The 15,737-nt window shown below is 64.8% G+C and carries 11 protein-coding genes; 5 read left to right on the top strand and 6 right to left on the bottom strand.

The window, feature by feature from the left end; genetic code table 11:
* Nucleotides 1-24: 24 nt before the first annotated feature.
* Complete coding sequence (locus ACW7G0_RS09330; RefSeq protein WP_456989267.1) at nt 25-1,932, top strand: phosphoenolpyruvate carboxykinase (GTP); 1,908 nt, start codon at nt 25-27, stop codon at nt 1,930-1,932.
* Nucleotides 1,933-1,983: 51 nt separating this feature from the next.
* Here ACW7G0_RS09330 and ACW7G0_RS09325 read toward each other — a convergent pair whose 3' ends face one another.
* From ACW7G0_RS09325 to hslO, 4 genes are all read right to left on the bottom strand, one after another.
* Nucleotides 1,984-3,291 carry an aspartyl/asparaginyl beta-hydroxylase domain-containing protein gene (locus ACW7G0_RS09325; protein ID WP_456989266.1) on the bottom strand — a complete coding sequence of 436 codons (1,308 nt, stop codon included), beginning with the start codon at nt 3,289-3,291 and terminating at the stop codon, nt 1,984-1,986.
* Between the two features lie 112 nt (nt 3,292-3,403).
* Entirely contained in the window at nt 3,404-6,295 is a 2,892-nt protein-coding gene (locus ACW7G0_RS09320) for a TonB-dependent receptor domain-containing protein (protein ID WP_456989265.1), read from the bottom strand.
* A gap of 340 nt (nt 6,296-6,635) precedes the next feature.
* Nucleotides 6,636-7,451, bottom strand: coding sequence for an XOO1806 family protein (locus ACW7G0_RS09315; protein WP_456962916.1), 816 nt, complete (start codon nt 7,449-7,451; stop codon nt 6,636-6,638).
* A gap of 142 nt (nt 7,452-7,593) precedes the next feature.
* A complete protein-coding gene (hslO, locus tag ACW7G0_RS09310; protein ID WP_456989503.1) occupies nt 7,594-8,517 on the bottom strand; it encodes an Hsp33 family molecular chaperone HslO in 924 nt (307 codons plus the stop codon).
* A 120-nt stretch (nt 8,518-8,637) separates the two neighbouring features.
* Here hslO and mtgA point away from each other — a divergent pair, with 120 nt between their 5' ends.
* From mtgA to ACW7G0_RS09295, 3 genes are read left to right on the top strand one after another with little or no spacing between them, the layout of a single operon-like run.
* Nucleotides 8,638-9,408, top strand: a complete 771-nt coding sequence (gene mtgA / locus ACW7G0_RS09305; protein ID WP_456989264.1) for a monofunctional biosynthetic peptidoglycan transglycosylase — start codon at nt 8,638-8,640, stop codon at nt 9,406-9,408.
* 45 nt (nt 9,409-9,453) lie between these two features.
* Complete coding sequence (locus ACW7G0_RS09300; RefSeq protein WP_456989263.1) at nt 9,454-10,497, top strand: glycosyltransferase family 2 protein; 1,044 nt, start codon at nt 9,454-9,456, stop codon at nt 10,495-10,497.
* Nucleotides 10,457-10,885, top strand: a complete 429-nt coding sequence (locus ACW7G0_RS09295; protein ID WP_456989262.1) for a CBS domain-containing protein — start codon at nt 10,457-10,459, stop codon at nt 10,883-10,885. Before ACW7G0_RS09300 ends, ACW7G0_RS09295 begins: the two co-directional genes overlap by 41 nt.
* Before the next feature lie 33 nt (nt 10,886-10,918).
* Here the strand turns inward: ACW7G0_RS09295 and ACW7G0_RS09290 are convergent, their stop codons facing one another.
* Complete coding sequence (locus tag ACW7G0_RS09290) at nt 10,919-12,928, bottom strand: AsmA family protein (protein ID WP_456989261.1); 2,010 nt, start codon at nt 12,926-12,928, stop codon at nt 10,919-10,921.
* Nucleotides 12,929-13,014: 86 nt separating this feature from the next.
* A complete protein-coding gene (locus ACW7G0_RS09285) occupies nt 13,015-14,619 on the bottom strand; it encodes a peptide chain release factor 3 (RefSeq protein ID WP_456960877.1) in 1,605 nt (534 codons plus the stop codon).
* A 240-nt stretch (nt 14,620-14,859) separates the two neighbouring features.
* On the opposite strand from ACW7G0_RS09285, the gene ACW7G0_RS09280 reads away from it, so the two are divergent.
* Nucleotides 14,860-15,660: a hypothetical protein gene (locus ACW7G0_RS09280; protein WP_456989260.1), complete on the top strand. Its 801-nt coding sequence runs from the start codon at nt 14,860-14,862 to the stop codon at nt 15,658-15,660.
* Nucleotides 15,661-15,737 lie beyond the last annotated feature (77 nt).

The raw sequence follows: 15,737 nt of genomic DNA, 5'->3' as shown, positions 1-15,737 counted from the left end.
TCCGCAGCATCCGGACGCCTTCCGATGGGCGTGCGCCCATACCCGATAACCAACCGGCTGGAGGCCAGTGCCGTGAACGCAATCTCCAATGATGCAATCTCCAAAAATGCCAGCTTCAATAGTGCGAGCCCCAATGATGTGCCAGTAGCGAGGGGCAGCACGCTGCAAGCGTTGAATACCTGGGTCGCCGAGGTGGCTGCGCTGACCCGGCCCGACCACATCCAATGGTGCGATGGCAGCGACGCACAAAGCGATGCACTCAACGCATTGATGCAGGCCGACGGCACCCTGATCAAGCTCAACGAGCAGACCCATCCGGGCAGCTGGCTGCATCGCTCCGACCCTGATGACGTCGCCCGGGTCGAGCACCTGACCTTCGTGTGCCCGTCCAATCGTGACGATGCCGGTCCCAATAACCACTGGATGCCGCCGGCCGAAGCCCACGCCAAGATCGATGCGTTGTTTGACGGCTGCATGCAGGGGCGCACGATGTACGTGATCCCGTATTGCATGGGCCCGATCGATTCGCCGCTCTCGCGTTGCGGCGTGGAGATCACCGACAGCCCTTACGTGGTCGCCAACATGCGGATCATGACCCGCATGGGCGCGCCGGCGCTGGCGCGGATCGAACGCGAGGGCGAGCGAGCCGCTCGCGGCGAGCGGACAGACACGTTCGTCAAAGGCCTGCACTCGACCGGGGAGCTCGACCCGAACCGCCGCCTGATCATGCATTTCCCCGAGGAGCTGTCGATCAAGTCGTATGGCTCCGGCTATGGCGGCAACGCACTGCTGGGCAAGAAGTGTCACGCGCTGCGGATCGCCAGCCACCAGGCGAAATCGGAAGGCTGGCTGGCCGAGCACATGCTGATCCTGGGGTTGGAGAACCCGCAGGGCGAGACCCATTACATCGCTGCTGCGTTCCCGTCGGCGTGCGGCAAGACCAACCTGGCGATGCTGATCCCGCCGGAGGGCTACCGCACCGATGGCTGGAAGATCACCACCGTGGGCGACGACATCTGCTGGATGCGCCCGGGCGCCGACGGCCGGCTGTACGCGATCAATCCGGAGGCGGGCTTCTTCGGCGTCGCCCCGGGCACCTCGAAGCAGTCCAACCCCAATGCGCTGGAGTCGATCCAGTCCAACACCATCTTCACCAATGTCGGCGTGACCGCTGACAACCAGCCGTGGTGGGAAGGTTTGGGCGAGGGCGAGCCGGTCACCGACTGGCGCGGCGAGCCGTACGACGCCAGTAAGCGCCCGGCCGCGCACCCCAACTCGCGTTTCACCGTGTCCGCGCGGCAATGCCCGAGCTACTCACCGGAGACCGAGAACCCGGCCGGCGTCCCGATCTCGGCGATTGTCTTTGGCGGCCGTCGCGCCTCGCTGGTGCCGTTGGTGTTCGAGGCCCGCGACTGGGCCCACGGCGTGCTGGTCGGCGCCGCGATGGGCTCGGAGACCACCGCCGCCGCCACCGGCGCGGTGGGGGTGATGCGTCGCGACCCGATGGCGATGAAGCCTTTCTGCGGCTACAACTTCGCCGACTACTTCAACCACTGGCTGTCGTTCGACGCGCCTGGCGCGAAGCTGCCGAAGATCTTCCACGTCAACTGGTTCCGCAAGAGCGACGATGGCAAATTCATGTGGCCCGGCTTCGGCGACAACCTGCGGGTGCTGGAGTGGATGATTGGCCGGGTGAAGGGCACAGCCGGTGCGGTCGAGACCCCGATCGGCTTCCTGCCCACAGACGCCGATATCAACCTTGAAGGCCTCGAGCTTGACGGCGAGGCCCGCGCCAAGCTGTTCGGCTTCGAGCCGGCCGGCTGGCAGGCCGAGTTCGCCAGTATCGGCGAGTACCTCGACGAGTACGGCCCGCGCATGCCGCAGATGCTGAAGGACGAACAGCAGCGTATCGCAGCACGCCTGGCCGGCTGAGTCCTGCGCCGTGACAACCCCGGGCCACCGGGGTTGTCTGAATTCGGCGGTTTACAGTTCTTCGCCCTTCAGGTCGGCAATTGCCGATACCAACTCGGTGACCGCGCTCTGCTCGACCGGGGTCATGTGCGGGTTCCAGACATCGAACAACAGGATCACCCGGGTCCTGTCACTGTGGTTCCACGCCTCGTGCTCGAAGGTGTCGTCGAACGTGATGCAACGGCCCTCTTGCCAGTCGTGGCGCTGGTCGGCGACGCGCAGGGTGCACTCCCCCGGGACCAGCAGCGGCAGATGGGTGACCACGCGGGTGTTGGTCACGCCGGTGTGCGGCAGGATGTGCGAGCCGGCACCCAGCACCGAGAACAGCGACTCGGGTGCATGGCCGCGTATGCGTACCGTCGGCGCTGCATCCAGGGCGGCGGCGGTCTGCGGGCAGCGCCGGCAGTTTTCTTCATTGCGTTTGCCGTGGCGGTGGAAGAACAATCCATCCCACTGCGGCTTTACGTCCGCGCGACCGCCGAGATACTGCGAGCTCATGCCCGGTGGCGGCTCGCCCAGGAACGGAACCAGGTCCGCACCGTCGGCCGCCAACACCGCAAGCAGCTCGTCGCGGATCGCATCGGTGCACGCCTCCATCTGTTCGTACCAGGGGAACAGGTCACGCGACAGGAACGGCGTCTCGGGCAGGCCGGGGAAGTACAGGAAGGTTGGTTTCTGGCTTGGCTGTTCGGGTTTGATCGTGATCTCGCCAAGGTAGCTGGACAGGCATGTGTCGACCCGTGCCATCGCCTTGGCCCCGTGCCGCTCGCGCAGCGGCGTCATCACCGCATGCAGCAGGCGTGGATAAGCGGACCTTACAATTTCGGCGGCGCGCGCGACCACCGGGCGCAGACCGGCCGGGGTAGTCTGGGCGTCGCGCCATTGCCCCTCGCGGTGAGCGGCGCTCAGCGCCCGCAGGTACTCAATGACGGATTGCCGTTGCTCGCCCAGTCGCTCCAACGCAACGCCGAGGTACAACCGCGCCACGAAATAGTCCGGAAGCTCGTCCACGGCCGGTTGCAGCACGTCCCGCGCGCGCTCCGGATCGCCGGAGTGCAACAGTGCCACGCCCAGGTTCTTGCGGGTCGGGACATCGTCCGGCGCCACTGACAGGGCGTGCTCCAGAAGCTCCCTGGCGCGCCCGGGGTGACCTTCGGACAGCGTGTGGATGGCAATGAAATTGAGCGCCTCCACGTCGTCCGGATACGCCTGCAGCAGCGCGGTGTAGGCAGTCCGGGCGCCGGCCAGTTGCCCCGCCTCCGCTGCCAGGCGTGCGTCGACGCGATGGCTTTCGTGGGGTGTCGGGGCGGTGTTGGTCATGGTGGGCCAAGGTGCGCGGGAGTTCATGTCGATTGTACGCGACAAAAAAAGCGGCCCCGTTTCCGGGGCCGCTTCCTTACTACAGCTTGCTACAGCTTGATCGATGTACCGATCAGAACCGCTGCACGTACTCCATGTAGATGTACTGGGAGTCCGGGATGTCGTACTGCGGGTCGAACGAGTTGGCGAACGCGTTGTATGCGGTCGGCGAACGCTTCCCGAAGACGTTGTTCACGCCCAGCTTGACGGTACCGTTCCACGGCAGGTTGTAGCGGGCCTGCACGTCGTGGTACGTGGTCGAACCGATGTGGTTGCGCGGCGCGGCGCCGTCCTCGTCGCGACGGTCCTCGTCCGAGCAGAGACCATAGCCGGGGATCGGGCACGCCTCTTCCAGACCGGAGTAGTAACGGCTGATCCAGGTCACGCCGAAATCACCCATGGTCCAGTCGAGTGAACCGTTGCCACGCAGCCGCCAGTTCGGATCGTCCTGGTAGTACATGCCGACCGCATTCGAGGGCTCGTCTTCGGGGGTGAACTTCGACTCCCACTTGGCAGTGTAGGACGCGTTCAGGCCAAAGGTGAACTGGCCGTAGGCGCCTTCCGCCATCCGATAGTTCACGTCCAGGTCAAAACCTTCAGCTTCGATCACGCTGAGGTTCTGCGGGACCAGCAGCATCTGGTCGATCTGCGAGTCTTCCGCACGGCGCGAGAACAGCGCGCAGTACGCCTGGTTACCCTCGGCGTAGCACTGGTCGAGGATATAGGCCGGCGACGGGGTCGACAGCGCATTCTCGATCTCGATGTTCCACCAGTCCAGCGAGATATCCAGACCGGCAACATAGGACGGGCTGTATACCAGGCCCAGCGTGGTGCTGGTCGAGGTTTCCGGGCCTGCGTCCGGATTGCCACCCAGCGAGAACGGGAAGATCGTCTGGCCGAAATAGCCTTCCCCCTGGTTGGTGCGCTGGACGAAGTCGCTTGGGACACCGGCCGCCGCGCAGTTGGCCGCGATGGTGGCTGTGCTACCGACGTAGTCCGACGAGCAGATGTCACCGAACTGGGTGTAGGTGTCGGACAAGCCGCGGAACAGCGTCTGGATCGGCGGGGCGCGGAAGCCTTCGGCCCAGTTGCCGCGGACCAGCAGGTCCTCAATCGGCTTCCACTTGAAGCCGAACTTGCTGTTGGTGGTGTCGCCGAAGTTGCTGTAATCCGAGTAGCGGGAGGCCAGGCTGACTTCCAGCAACTGGGCACCGGGCATGTCGGCCAGGATCGGGATCAGCAATTCGCCGTAGATCTCGTCGAGGTCGTACTCACCCGCGGTCGGCTGGCGACCGTTGCCCGAGCTGTAGCCGGCGGCCACGAAGGCATCCGGACGATCGAAGCCGCTTTCCTTGCGCGACTCGATGCCGGCCGCGAAGCCCATCATGCCGGCCGGCAGTTCGACGATCTCGCCACTGAGGTTGGCGGTGAAGCTTTCGCTGCGGTTCTGGAAAGCGTCCTGTGCGGTGAACAGGATGTAGTCCATCTGCTCGGCCGGGACGCCGCCCGCCGGCGACAGCGGATTGAACGGCACGCAGCCTTCGATCACGGCACCCGCGGCGCCGCACTTGACGATGCCATCGGTGTCGAGGAACGACGGGCCGACGCCGAGGGCGACGTTGACCATGTTGGCGTCGCCGATCTGCGCATCTTCCTGATCGGACTTGTTGAAGTTGTAGCCGACATCCCAGTCGAAGTAGCGGTCGGCGAACTGGAAGCTGCCCTCGAGCCCGACATAGGTGTGGAAGGTCTTGACGTTCTGCTGGTAGACACGCGCCTGCTCGGTGAGACGGTGGCTCCAGGTCACGTCGCGGCCGTCACCACCGTAGATGGTGTTGTACGGGTTGAAGTAGCTGTCGCCACTGAGCACGGTATCGGCTGCGTTGCCCAGGTCCGGTCCGCCACTGAGCGGGAAGCCGGCCAGTTGCTGCTCCGAGCGACGCTCGTTGTACAGCGCGTCGGCTACAAAGGTGACGTTGTCGGTGACGTCGAAGCGACCCTTCAGGTACAGCGAGGTACGGGTCTGCGGGGTCAACAGGTAGTTGTCAGCCGCGTAGTTGTATGCGTGCTCGGAAACGTTCCACGGCACGATCTGGTCGATGCCGTAGCGCTGCTGGCCGGCGGGGCCGGTGCCGGTCGCGCCGGGCGGGACGATCCCGTATTCGCTCCAGCCATCGTCGCCATCGTCCAGCGGGCCGGCGTTCCAGATCTTGCCGTTGTCGGAGAAACCGCTGTACAGCGCGGAGCCGCGGCCAAACACCGGGTCGGCCGATTGAGCGCGGTCGCTGCCCATGACCGCGCCTTCCTCGACGCGCGACAGGCTGACCACGATGTTGCTGCGGTCGTTGCTGGCGCCCAAGGTGGCTTCGATGGTGTTGCGCTCACCGTCGCCCTCGCTGAACTGGCCGATGTGGGTGCGGAACTCGGCACCTTCGTAGTTGTTACGGGTGATGATGTTGATCACGCCCGCGATCGCGTCGGAACCATAGATCGCCGAGGCGCCGTCCTTCAGGACTTCGACGCGCTCGATGATGGCGGCCGGGATGGTGTTCAGGTCGACTGAACCGCCGAGGCCGGAGACCCAGCGGCGACCATCGACCAGCACCAGGGTGCGCGAGGAACCGAGGTTGCGCAGCGCGATGTTCGAGGAGCCGTCGCCGCCATTGTTGAACGTGCGGTTGAGGGAGGCGCCGGCGGCAGAAATGCGGTTGAGCACTTCGGCGACCGAGGTCACGCCCTGCTTGGCGATGTCTTCGCGGCTGAGCACGAGGACCGGCTGCGAGGTTTCGGCATCGACCGAGCGGATGCGCGAGCCGGTGACTTCAATGCGGTCCAGGGTGGTGGCTTGTTGGCCTTCCTGGTCTGCGTCCTGCGCGAGTGCCACGCCGGAGCCGGCGAGGGTGGTAGCGCCTACGACGAGCGCGAAGGAAATCGCGTCGCGGAGTTTGGTGGTCTTGAGCGTCATGTGTGTCTCTCTCTCCAAGTCAGTCTTGGTAATTCCCATGGGAACCCGGCCGGTGATGTCAAGCGAGACGCCAAATCCGGCAAGGCCAACCGATAGTAGCTGCACACGACCAAAAATTAAAGTGTCGTTAAATTTCACCCTCATTCAGTAGCCAATAGAATAAAAACCTATCAAAAACAATGGCTTACGCAATGAAAGCGGTTTGTTACGCCACCGTGACGCCTGTTCAGGTAGATCCCGAGGCAAAAAAAAATCCGATTAAATCGGATTTTTCATGCTTGGGGCGGATTTTTATCTGATCCGCAGCGCTCTCGCTCACGGCAATCGGGCTTGTTTCTGGCTAAAGGTCTTGCTCGTACCGCACGTAGGGCACGGTGCCCTCGTCTTCGTTTGCGTTGAGTGCAAACGGGTTGGAGCCGCGGGTGATCTTCTCCGCGCCTACCGTCAACCGGCCGCTCCACGGGGTACGCCAGGTCAAGCCGACCCCGAGGCCTTCCCAGCCACCGGCTTGATCGGGGGTATCGACTACCCGACCAATGATGTTGGCGCCAAAGTTGCCGTAGCCGGCGCCCACGGTCACGCTCCGGCTGTCCCAACGATCGGCCAACGCCGGTACGTCGCCGGCAGGAATCAGCCGCGCCCGCGCCCAGGTGCCGCCGATGGACACGGTGGCTTCGCTGCCGATGTTCTGCTGGCCATAAACCGTCAATGTGTTCTGGTCGAGCTGCCTGCGCGGACCGGTGGGGTTGAGCCATGCGGGCAGCGTGTCGCGACCTTTGCCCAGCGACAGCCCGAACCGGGTATCGCCTTTGCGCAGGCTGGCACCGGCAACCGCCTGACCGGCTTGCTTGCCGTCTTCCATCGCGGCGAGCAGGCAATGGTTGGCAAGGTTGCCGATGGTGCCGGCCAAGCCGGAGCTGCGATCGCAGACCAGGCCCAGAGTGTTGCCGGCCTTCAAGCCGAACGCCGCATCCAACGTGGTACTGCCCACGCGCCAGCGCGCATCCGCGGACGAGCTGCCGGTGGGTTCCAGCAACAGCAGCGCTTCGAGCTTCCCGCTGGTGTGGTTCCAGACCGGCAGGACTGTCGCGTCACGCGGTGAGTCGACCTTTGCCGATTGCGCGTGCACGCCCGTCGCCACGCCTAGGGCGAGCAGCAGGGCGAGCGGCAATCGGAGAAGTCGTTTGTCCATGGGCTCACTTTACGACCGGTTGAAGCCGGGGGAGTTCCCCGTCCCCGGAGTCTCGATACTAGGATGTTTATGTTTCTTTAACAATCAACAGGATGTGAAGACGGTCTCATTGCAGACGCGCCGGCGCATGCATTTGGGCCGTTGCGATGGCCAGCAACTCTCGGATCCGCGTTTCACTGAAGCTATAACGCTGGCCACAGAATTCACAACGGATCTCCGCGTTGCCATCCGATGCCGCCGCGGCCGCGAGCGCTTCCTGCTCTCCCAGCGACACCAGCATCGCCTCGACCCGCTCGGTGGAGCACGAGCAGGCGAAAGACAATGGCTTGTCCCCCAGTAGTTGTACGCCATCTTCATGAAACAACCGGGTCAGCAGGTCATGGGCGGGGAGATCGAGCAGTTCTTCCTCGGAGAGGGTGTCGAACAACGCGGTGGTGCGGGTCCAGCCGTCCTGGTCGCCGTCGTCACCGGGCAGTTTTTGCAGCATCAAGCCGGCAGCGCGTTCGCCATCGCTGGCGAGCAACAGCCGGGTCGGCAACTGCTCGGACTGGCGGAAGTAATCTTCGAAAGCGCCTGCCAGCGAATCGGACTGCAGCGCTACCAGGCCTTGATAGCGCATCGGCTCGCGTCCGGTGCTGGATGGATTCTCGATGGTGATTGCCAGCACGGCGCCATCGCCCAGTTCACGCAGGTCGCGCGATACCGTGTTGCGCGCCGGGTCATGAGCGGGATCGGCCAGCTGGACGACGCCGCGCAGGGTTCCGGCGGAGGTGCATTCGACAAACAAGGTCCGCAACGCACCGTTGCTGCGCAGTTGCACCGACAGGCGCCCCTCCACCTTGGCGTGGCCGGTGAACAGTGCCGCTGCGGCAGTCGCCTCGCCAAGCATCTCGACCGCCGCCGGGGCTTGTGCGTTGGCGTCGCTCATCCGGTCGCGGATGTGTTGCCAGGTGGTCTGCAGGTGCACGCGCACACCGCGGACGCCGGCCTGGTTGATCAGGAACCGGGTCAGCCGGTCGCTGTCGGTAATGTGCTTGGGGCTGGTGCGGGTCTGGGTCATGGCGGTTTGTGTGACGGGGCGAGGATGCAAGGATAATGCGCGGCAACCCGGTTCATTTGAGCGCGGGAGGTTGAACCTCGGAGGTGGGGCTTGTCAGGCAAGACGCAAGGTGGGAGCGGGAACCGCCGCAACCGCGTCCCACGCGGCCGACGCTGGGTTCGGTGGCTGTTGGCGTTGCCACTGCTGTGGCTGCTGGTCACGACAGTACAAGTGGCGGTGTTGCGCTTCGTCGATCCACCGTTCACCGCATTCATGGCTGCGCGCCAGTTGAACGCCTGGAGCGAGGGCGACCGCGACTTCCGGGTGGCCTACGACTGGCGTGATCGCAGCCAGGTGTCATCGCACCTGGCCGTGGCGGTGATCGCGTCCGAAGACCAGCGATTCGCCGACCATCACGGCTTCGACCTGAAGGCGATCCGGAAAGCCCGCGCGCGCCATGAGCGTGGCGGCAAATTGCGCGGCGCCAGCACCATCAGCCAGCAGACGGCCAAGAACCTGTTCCTGTGGAGCGGTCGCAGCTGGGTGCGCAAGGGCATGGAAGCCTGGTACACCGCGTTGATGGAATTGATGTGGCCCAAGTCGCGCATCGTCGAGGTCTACGTCAACATCGCCGAGTTCGGGGATGGCGTATACGGCGCGCAGGCGGCGGCGCGGCGCTACTTCGGAAAGGATGCCGCGCAGCTGAGCCCGGCCGAAGCGGCGCGTCTGGCGGCGGTGTTGCCAAGCCCGAAACGCTACAGCGCCGCCAGCCCGGGGCCGTATGTGCAGCGACGCAGCCGACAGATCCAGCAGCAGATGCGGCAGATTGGCGGTGCCGCCTACCTGGAGCGTCTGGATCGACGCGAGCCCGACCAGAAGTAGCGGGCCCGGCGGCGTTGACCGCGCCCGGTCGGATACCATGCCGGAATGAGTACCCAGCACTTGCCCGATGATTGCCTGACCGTTGTCGTTGCGGCCTTCAATGAGGCGGAAAGCCTGTCGCTGCTGCAGCCGCGCATCGCCGCGGCACTGCAGGTGGTGGCCGACGAGTACGGCATCGAAGGCACGGTGCTGTACATCGACGATGGCAGCGTGGACGCGAGCTGGAGCGTGCTGCAGCAACTGGCGGCGGCGGATCCCCGCATCTCTTTATTGCGCCTGTCGCGCAACTTCGGCAAGGAACTGGCTTTGACGGCGGGCCTTGACCGGGTCGAGCGCGGGGCGGCGATGATCCTGGATGCCGATGGCCAGGATCCCCCGGAGCTGATTCCGCGCTTCGTCGGCCTGTGGCGCGAAGGTCATGATGATGTCTTTGGCACCCGGCTGGTTCGCGAGGGCGAGGGCTGGCTCAAGCGCGCGACGGCGCACGTGTTTTACCGGTTGATCGGGCGGCTGTCGAAGACCCCGATCCCGGCCGACACCGGTGACTTCCGCCTGTTGTCGCCCCGCGCGCTCGACGCGCTGCGACAGATTCGCGAGCGCCATCGCTTCATGAAGGGCTTGTTCGGCTGGGTCGGCTTCAATCGCGTTTCGCTGCCGTACCACCGCGAGGCGCGGCTGGCCGGTACGAGCAAGTTCAACCTGTGGCGGTTGTGGAACCTCGCCCTGGAAGGCATCACCAGTTTTTCCACCGCGCCGCTGCGGCTGGCGACCTACCTGGGCCTGCTGACGGCGCTGGTGGCGTTCGGCTATGGCGCGTGGGTGATCGGCAAGGCGCTGCTGTGGAGCGATCCGGTGCAGGGTTGGCCGACGATGATGGCGGTGATCCTGTTCCTGGGTGGGGTGCAGTTGATCGCGCTGGGACTGATCGGTGAGTACCTGGGTCGGCTGTACGAGGAATCGAAGCAGCGCCCGCTGTACCTGGTGGACGCCTGGCAGCCGGCGTCCGGGGTATGCTCGGAGCAGGTTCATCCCGTAGGAGGACAAGGCCATGCGCAACGTACGGCACCTGCTCGAAGCGAAAGCCTCTGAGGTTTATGCGATCGGCCCGGATGCGCCGATGATCGACGCGATCCGGCTGATGGCCGAGAAGCACATCGGTGCGTTGTTGGTGATCCACGATGGCCGGCTGGCCGGAATCGTGTCGGAGCGCGACTACGCGCGCAAGATCGTGTTGCAGGGGCGCTCGTCGGCCACCACACCGGTGCGCGAGGTGATGACCGTCGATGTACTCACGGTGGGTCTTGATGACACCGCCGAACACTGCATGGCGCTGGTCACCAACCAGCGCATACGCCACTTGCCGGTGGTGGTCGAGGGCGAGGTACTGGGGCTGGTATCGATCGGCGACCTGGTGAAGGCAGTGATCGAGGACCAGCAGGTCGAGCTGGACCAGCTGCAGCGATACATCGCCAGCTGAAGCACGACGGCGGTGCGACCAGACGCGTTACCGCTACTTCGCGTACTTACCGCCGCAGCCCGAATCCTCGCCCGGACCCAGTTCCAGCGTCGCCAGCAACGCGGCCGGCGGGGCGATGCTGCCCAGGGCCAGGGCGATTGCGGCGCGTAGGCCGATCGCGCCCATGTCCGGGCGGAAGTCCGGGTTCCTGAATGTCCCATCGAGCAGCAACGGCGCGCGGAAGGCGAACAGGCTGCGGTCCTTCGGACGCGGCTTGATGACCAGGTCCAGATGCTCGGTGGCGAGGTTGATCGTGCCTTCGCCGACCAGGATCGTGTCGGTGGTATCGACCGCGAGCGCGCGCGCCGTCATCACGCCGCCGTCGACCTTGAAGTCGCCAAACGCGCAGCGGATCGGGATCAGCTGGTCTCCGGTCAACTTGAACTTGATGATCTCCGCGATATCGATGCCGGCCATCTCCATCAGCAGGTTGCTGATCTTGCCTTGTCCGATACCGAGCGCGACATCGCCGTCGCTGCTGCCCAGCATCGCGGCGATCGAATTGCCGCTGCCGTCCAGGGTGGCATGGCCGCTGAGCTTGCCGATGGCGTTCTGGACCAGTTCCACCGTGGGCAGCAGCTTGCTGAGGGTCAGGCCGCTGGCGGCCACGTCGGCATTCGTGTGAATGGTTGCCTCGCGCGCGTTCATGCGCACCGTCGAACGGATATCGCCATCGGCGACGCCGAAGTTCAACGGGTCCAGCAGCAGCAACCCGGCGTCGAGTTTCAGGTGCGCGTCCATGTCGTCCAGCGGCAGCGACGGCGAGTTGATGCGCGTGGCTTTCAGGCGCACGTCGGCGTCCATCGCGCGAAGTTTTTGGAGTTGGTAGGGCGTGTCGGGCAGCACGCGCGCGCTGGTTTTTTGCTGCGCCGCCTGGGCGGCGAGTTCGGGGTTGGTGGTCTCGCCCTTGCCGACCTCCGGCGCGCCGCCGATGAAGCCGGCGAGGTCGTCGAAATCCAGTCGCTTCGAGTGCAGGTTCGCGCGCAGGAAAGGCCGCTTGCCACCGGTGGTGAAGGCGGCGTCGCCGCCCAGGTCGCTGTCGCCGACCGTGCCGGCGAATTTGTCGTAGTGCCAGGTCGTGCTCTCGCCCTTGATGTTGCGGTTCAAGCGACCGTCGAGGGTGTAAGGCGGGGTTGGTGGCAGCGCGACGCCGATCAGCGGATACAGGTCTTCCAGGTTTTTCCCGGCAAGCGTCAGTTGCAGGTCGAAATCGCGCAGGCGCAGCGGGTCGCGCAGGGTGCCGCGGGCATGGGCCTTGGTGGCGCCGGCCTGTGCGTGGACGTCGATGTGGTAAGGCGCTTCGGTGTCGCGCAACTCCAGCGGCGATTCGGCGCTGCCCTGCAGGGTGAACTTGTTGTCGTTCCACTGCCCGCCGCCGTCGACCTTGATCGGTGGGGCGTTGCGCGGGTCGCGCGCCTGCGTGCTGGTTACATCGACCTTGATGTCGGTCTTGGCGGCGGCATCCAGGAACGTAAGCTTGCCGTCGTCGATCCATATGCGTCGGAACTGCAGGTCGGTATCGCCGCCGGTGCTGCCGAACTGCCAGTTGCCGCCGCCTTTCGGGTTCGCTTCCAGGTTCAATCTGGGGGTGGCCAGGCGCAGCTCGGGAATGCGGACCTCGCCGCGGAACAGCCGGCGCAGGTCGATGCTGATATCGACCCGGTCGGCGGTCGCCATGGTTGGCTGCCGTGACCAGTCGGCGTTGCCGAAGCTCAGCTGGTCAGCGTGGATCGTCGGCACCCAGCCCAGGTCGACATCCAGGTCGCCGCCGATCTTGAACTCGCGCCCGGTGCGCGCTTCGACCTGACGCTCGACCGGCCCCTTGAACCAGTTCCAGTCCCACAACAGAACCAGCACGATCAATGCCAGTACCAGTATGCCCAGTGCAGTCAGCCAAGGATGGCGGCGCGGCTGTTGCCACCAGCGCCCGGCGTTGCCGGCGCCGGAGGTCTGGCCGCCGGGTTGCTGTGGCGCGTCCGCGGCTGCGGCTGCGGGGGCTGGCATCGGTCGGAACCCTCAGGAGGACATGCTGTCCACCTTCGATACTGGCCGGTAAAGCGGGAGTGAATACGTTGTGGCGCGTTCAGTGGCTAGCTCACACTCACCGCATGCGCCTGCTCGCGGGTGGCAAGGAATTCGACATCCGGTGCGCGCTCCTGTGCCAACTGCAGGTTGACCCGGGTCGGGGCGAGATAGACCAACTGGTCGGCCGCATCCAGGGCAAGGTGGCTGGCATTCTTGTCGCGGAACTGCTCCAGCTTCTTCTCGTTGTCGCAACGGATCCAGCGGGTGGTGGAGACGGCAACCGACTCGAAGATCGCGTCCACGCCGTATTCGGCCTTCAGCCGGTAGGCGACCACCTCGAACTGCAATACGCCGACCGCGCCCAGGATCAGGTCGTTGCTCATCAGCGGCCGGAAAAACTGGGTTGCGCCTTCCTCGCTCAGTTGGGCGAGGCCCTTTTGCAGTTGCTTTAGCTTGAGCGGATCGCGCAGGCGCGCACGCCGGAACAGTTCCGGTGCAAAGTTGGGAATGCCGGTGAAGGTGATCGGCTCGCCTTCGCTGAAACTGTCGCCGATCGACACGGTGCCGTGGTTGTGGATGCCCAGCACATCGCCGGAGTACGCGGTCTCGGCGATCTCGCGGTCGCTGGCCATGAAGGTCAACGCGTTGGCGAGCTTGAGTTCCTTGCCAGTACGCACGTGGAAGGCCTTCATGCCGGCGGTGAACTTGCCCGAGCAGATCCGCATGAAAGCGACACGGTCACGGTGCTGCGGGTCCATGTTGGCCTGGATCTTGAACACGAAGCCAGTCAGCTTGTCTTCGGTCGGATCCACGTCGCGGGTAGTGGTCGCGCGCGGCTGCGGGCTGGGAGCATGCTTGACGAAGAAGTCCAGCAGCAGCTGCACGCCGAAGTTGTTGACCGCCGAGCCAAAGAACACCGGGGTCTGTTCGCCGGCGAGGTATTTGTCCAACTCGAACGGATGGCTGGCGCCTTGGACCAGCTCCAGCTCCCCGCGTGCCTCGGCCAGCGCCGCAGCGCCGATCCGCGCTTCCAGCCCGGGGTCATCGATGGAGGAAAAGATGGTCGAATCCTGGCGGGTGAAGTTGCGCCCCTGCTCGTACAGGTGGACCTCACCGGTCACCAGATGGACCACGCCCTTGAGCCGCTTGCCCATCCCGATTGGCCAGGTGACCGGCGCGCACTGGATGCCCAGCACGCTCTCGACCTCGTCGAGCAGGTCGATCGGGTCCTTGCCATCGCGGTCCAGCTTGTTGATGAAGGTCATGATCGGCGTGTCGCGCAGCCGGCAGACCTCCATCAGCTTGATGGTGCGTTCTTCCACGCCCTTGGCCACGTCGATCACCATCAGTGCCGAGTCGACCGCGGTCAGCACCCGATAGGTGTCCTCGCCGAAGTCCGCATGGCCCGGGGTGTCGAGCAGGTTGACGATGTGTCCGTTGTAGGGGAACTGCATCACCGAGGAGGTCACCGAGATGCCGCGTTCCTGCTCCAGCTTCATCCAGTCGGAGGTGGCATGGCGGGCGGCCTTGCGGCCCTTGACCGAGCCGGCCATCTGGATCGCGCCGCCGAACAGCAACAGCTTCTCGGTCAGCGTGGTCTTGCCGGCATCGGGGTGGGAAATGATGGCGAAGGTGCGGCGGCGCAGCGCCTGCTGGGAGACATCGGACATGGGGACGGCGTGCACGGGCACGCCAGCAGAGCGGGGAAGGACGCAATTATAGGGGGTGGTGGCAAGTCGTCGTCATGCGACGGCGATACCGTGCAGCCAGCGAGTGTTTTCGGCGAGTGCAGGGCAGTGCTTGCGCAATACATGGGCATCGGCTTTACTGAAACGGGAATCGTGGTGGTGTAAAGGAAGTTTCCGAATACGACCACTTATCGGACCGTATCTGCACTCAGGGGAGGGGGCATGATCCAGTTGGAAGTTCAGGTCGTATCCGATCATCGGGAAGGGTTACTGGTTGAGCTTGGCCGGGTAGTACACAGCAACGGCTTTACCGTTCAGCGTCAACGACTGACCAGGGGCAGTGCGGGAGAGGCCTGCCTGACCTTGCTGATACGTGGCCCGGCCGAGCGACAGATGGTGCTGGAGGAGGCCCTCGCCACGCATGCGCGGGTGCGCAGCTTCGAAGCGGCGCTGTACGACGGTTCTCCGGCCAGCGTTGCCTCGTCGATGCTGGGGTCGGCAGCGTCACCTCTGGCTGCATCGGCCGTGTCTGCACCGCCTGCCTCTGCGCCCGCACCGACATCCATGGAGGCGACAGAGACAGATTCGCAGAAGGTGGAGGCGGCGCTGCCGCAAATCGCAAAGGACTACCCTAGAATTTTCCCCTGGCTGCTCAGTCTTGAGCGGTCGCTGGCGCCGGACGCGCGTCACGCCTCGTTGCACCTGGCGGGCCGTCGCACTGGTGCATGGGTATACAAGCGTGATTTTTCCCTTGGTGCGAAATTGCAGCTTCACGACGCAGTCAAGCGCATCGGATTGCCGGCGTTGCGTGCATTGGCCCCGGTCGAGTTGCAGGGCGAACAACTGCGGTTGTCCGATCATCCGCTGGCGAAGCCCGGGGTGGAGTCGGGCGGCTGCCGCTTCTTCTGCGGCTACCTGGAAGGATTGCTGAGCGAATCCGTGCAGGGGGAAAGGGTTTACGTGCGCGAGACTTTTTGCCGCAGCACGGGTGCGGACGCCTGCACGTTCGAAATATCTCACTGACGGTTTCCGCCGTTGCGATCCAGCCGGCGCTTCCGGCGAGTACTCCGTCGTTCCGACACTGACCAAAGGGGGTTGGG

The organism is Lysobacter sp. A286, assembly GCF_054052105.1.
This window is presented reverse-complemented; position numbering and strand designations above follow the sequence as displayed.

Coding starts and splice junctions, on each gene's coding strand:
- ACW7G0_RS09330 (WP_456989267.1), top strand. CDS start 25: ATGGGCGTGCGCCCATACCCGATAACCAACCGGCTGGAGGCCAGTGCC.
- ACW7G0_RS09325 (WP_456989266.1), bottom strand. CDS start 3,291: ATGACCAACACCGCCCCGACACCCCACGAAAGCCATCGCGTCGACGCA.
- ACW7G0_RS09320 (WP_456989265.1), bottom strand. CDS start 6,295: ATGACGCTCAAGACCACCAAACTCCGCGACGCGATTTCCTTCGCGCTC.
- ACW7G0_RS09300 (WP_456989263.1), top strand. CDS start 9,454: ATGAGTACCCAGCACTTGCCCGATGATTGCCTGACCGTTGTCGTTGCG.
- ACW7G0_RS09295 (WP_456989262.1), top strand. CDS start 10,457: ATGCGCAACGTACGGCACCTGCTCGAAGCGAAAGCCTCTGAGGTTTAT.
- ACW7G0_RS09290 (WP_456989261.1), bottom strand. CDS start 12,928: ATGCCAGCCCCCGCAGCCGCAGCCGCGGACGCGCCACAGCAACCCGGC.
- ACW7G0_RS09285 (WP_456960877.1), bottom strand. CDS start 14,619: ATGTCCGATGTCTCCCAGCAGGCGCTGCGCCGCCGCACCTTCGCCATC.
- ACW7G0_RS09280 (WP_456989260.1), top strand. CDS start 14,860: ATGATCCAGTTGGAAGTTCAGGTCGTATCCGATCATCGGGAAGGGTTA.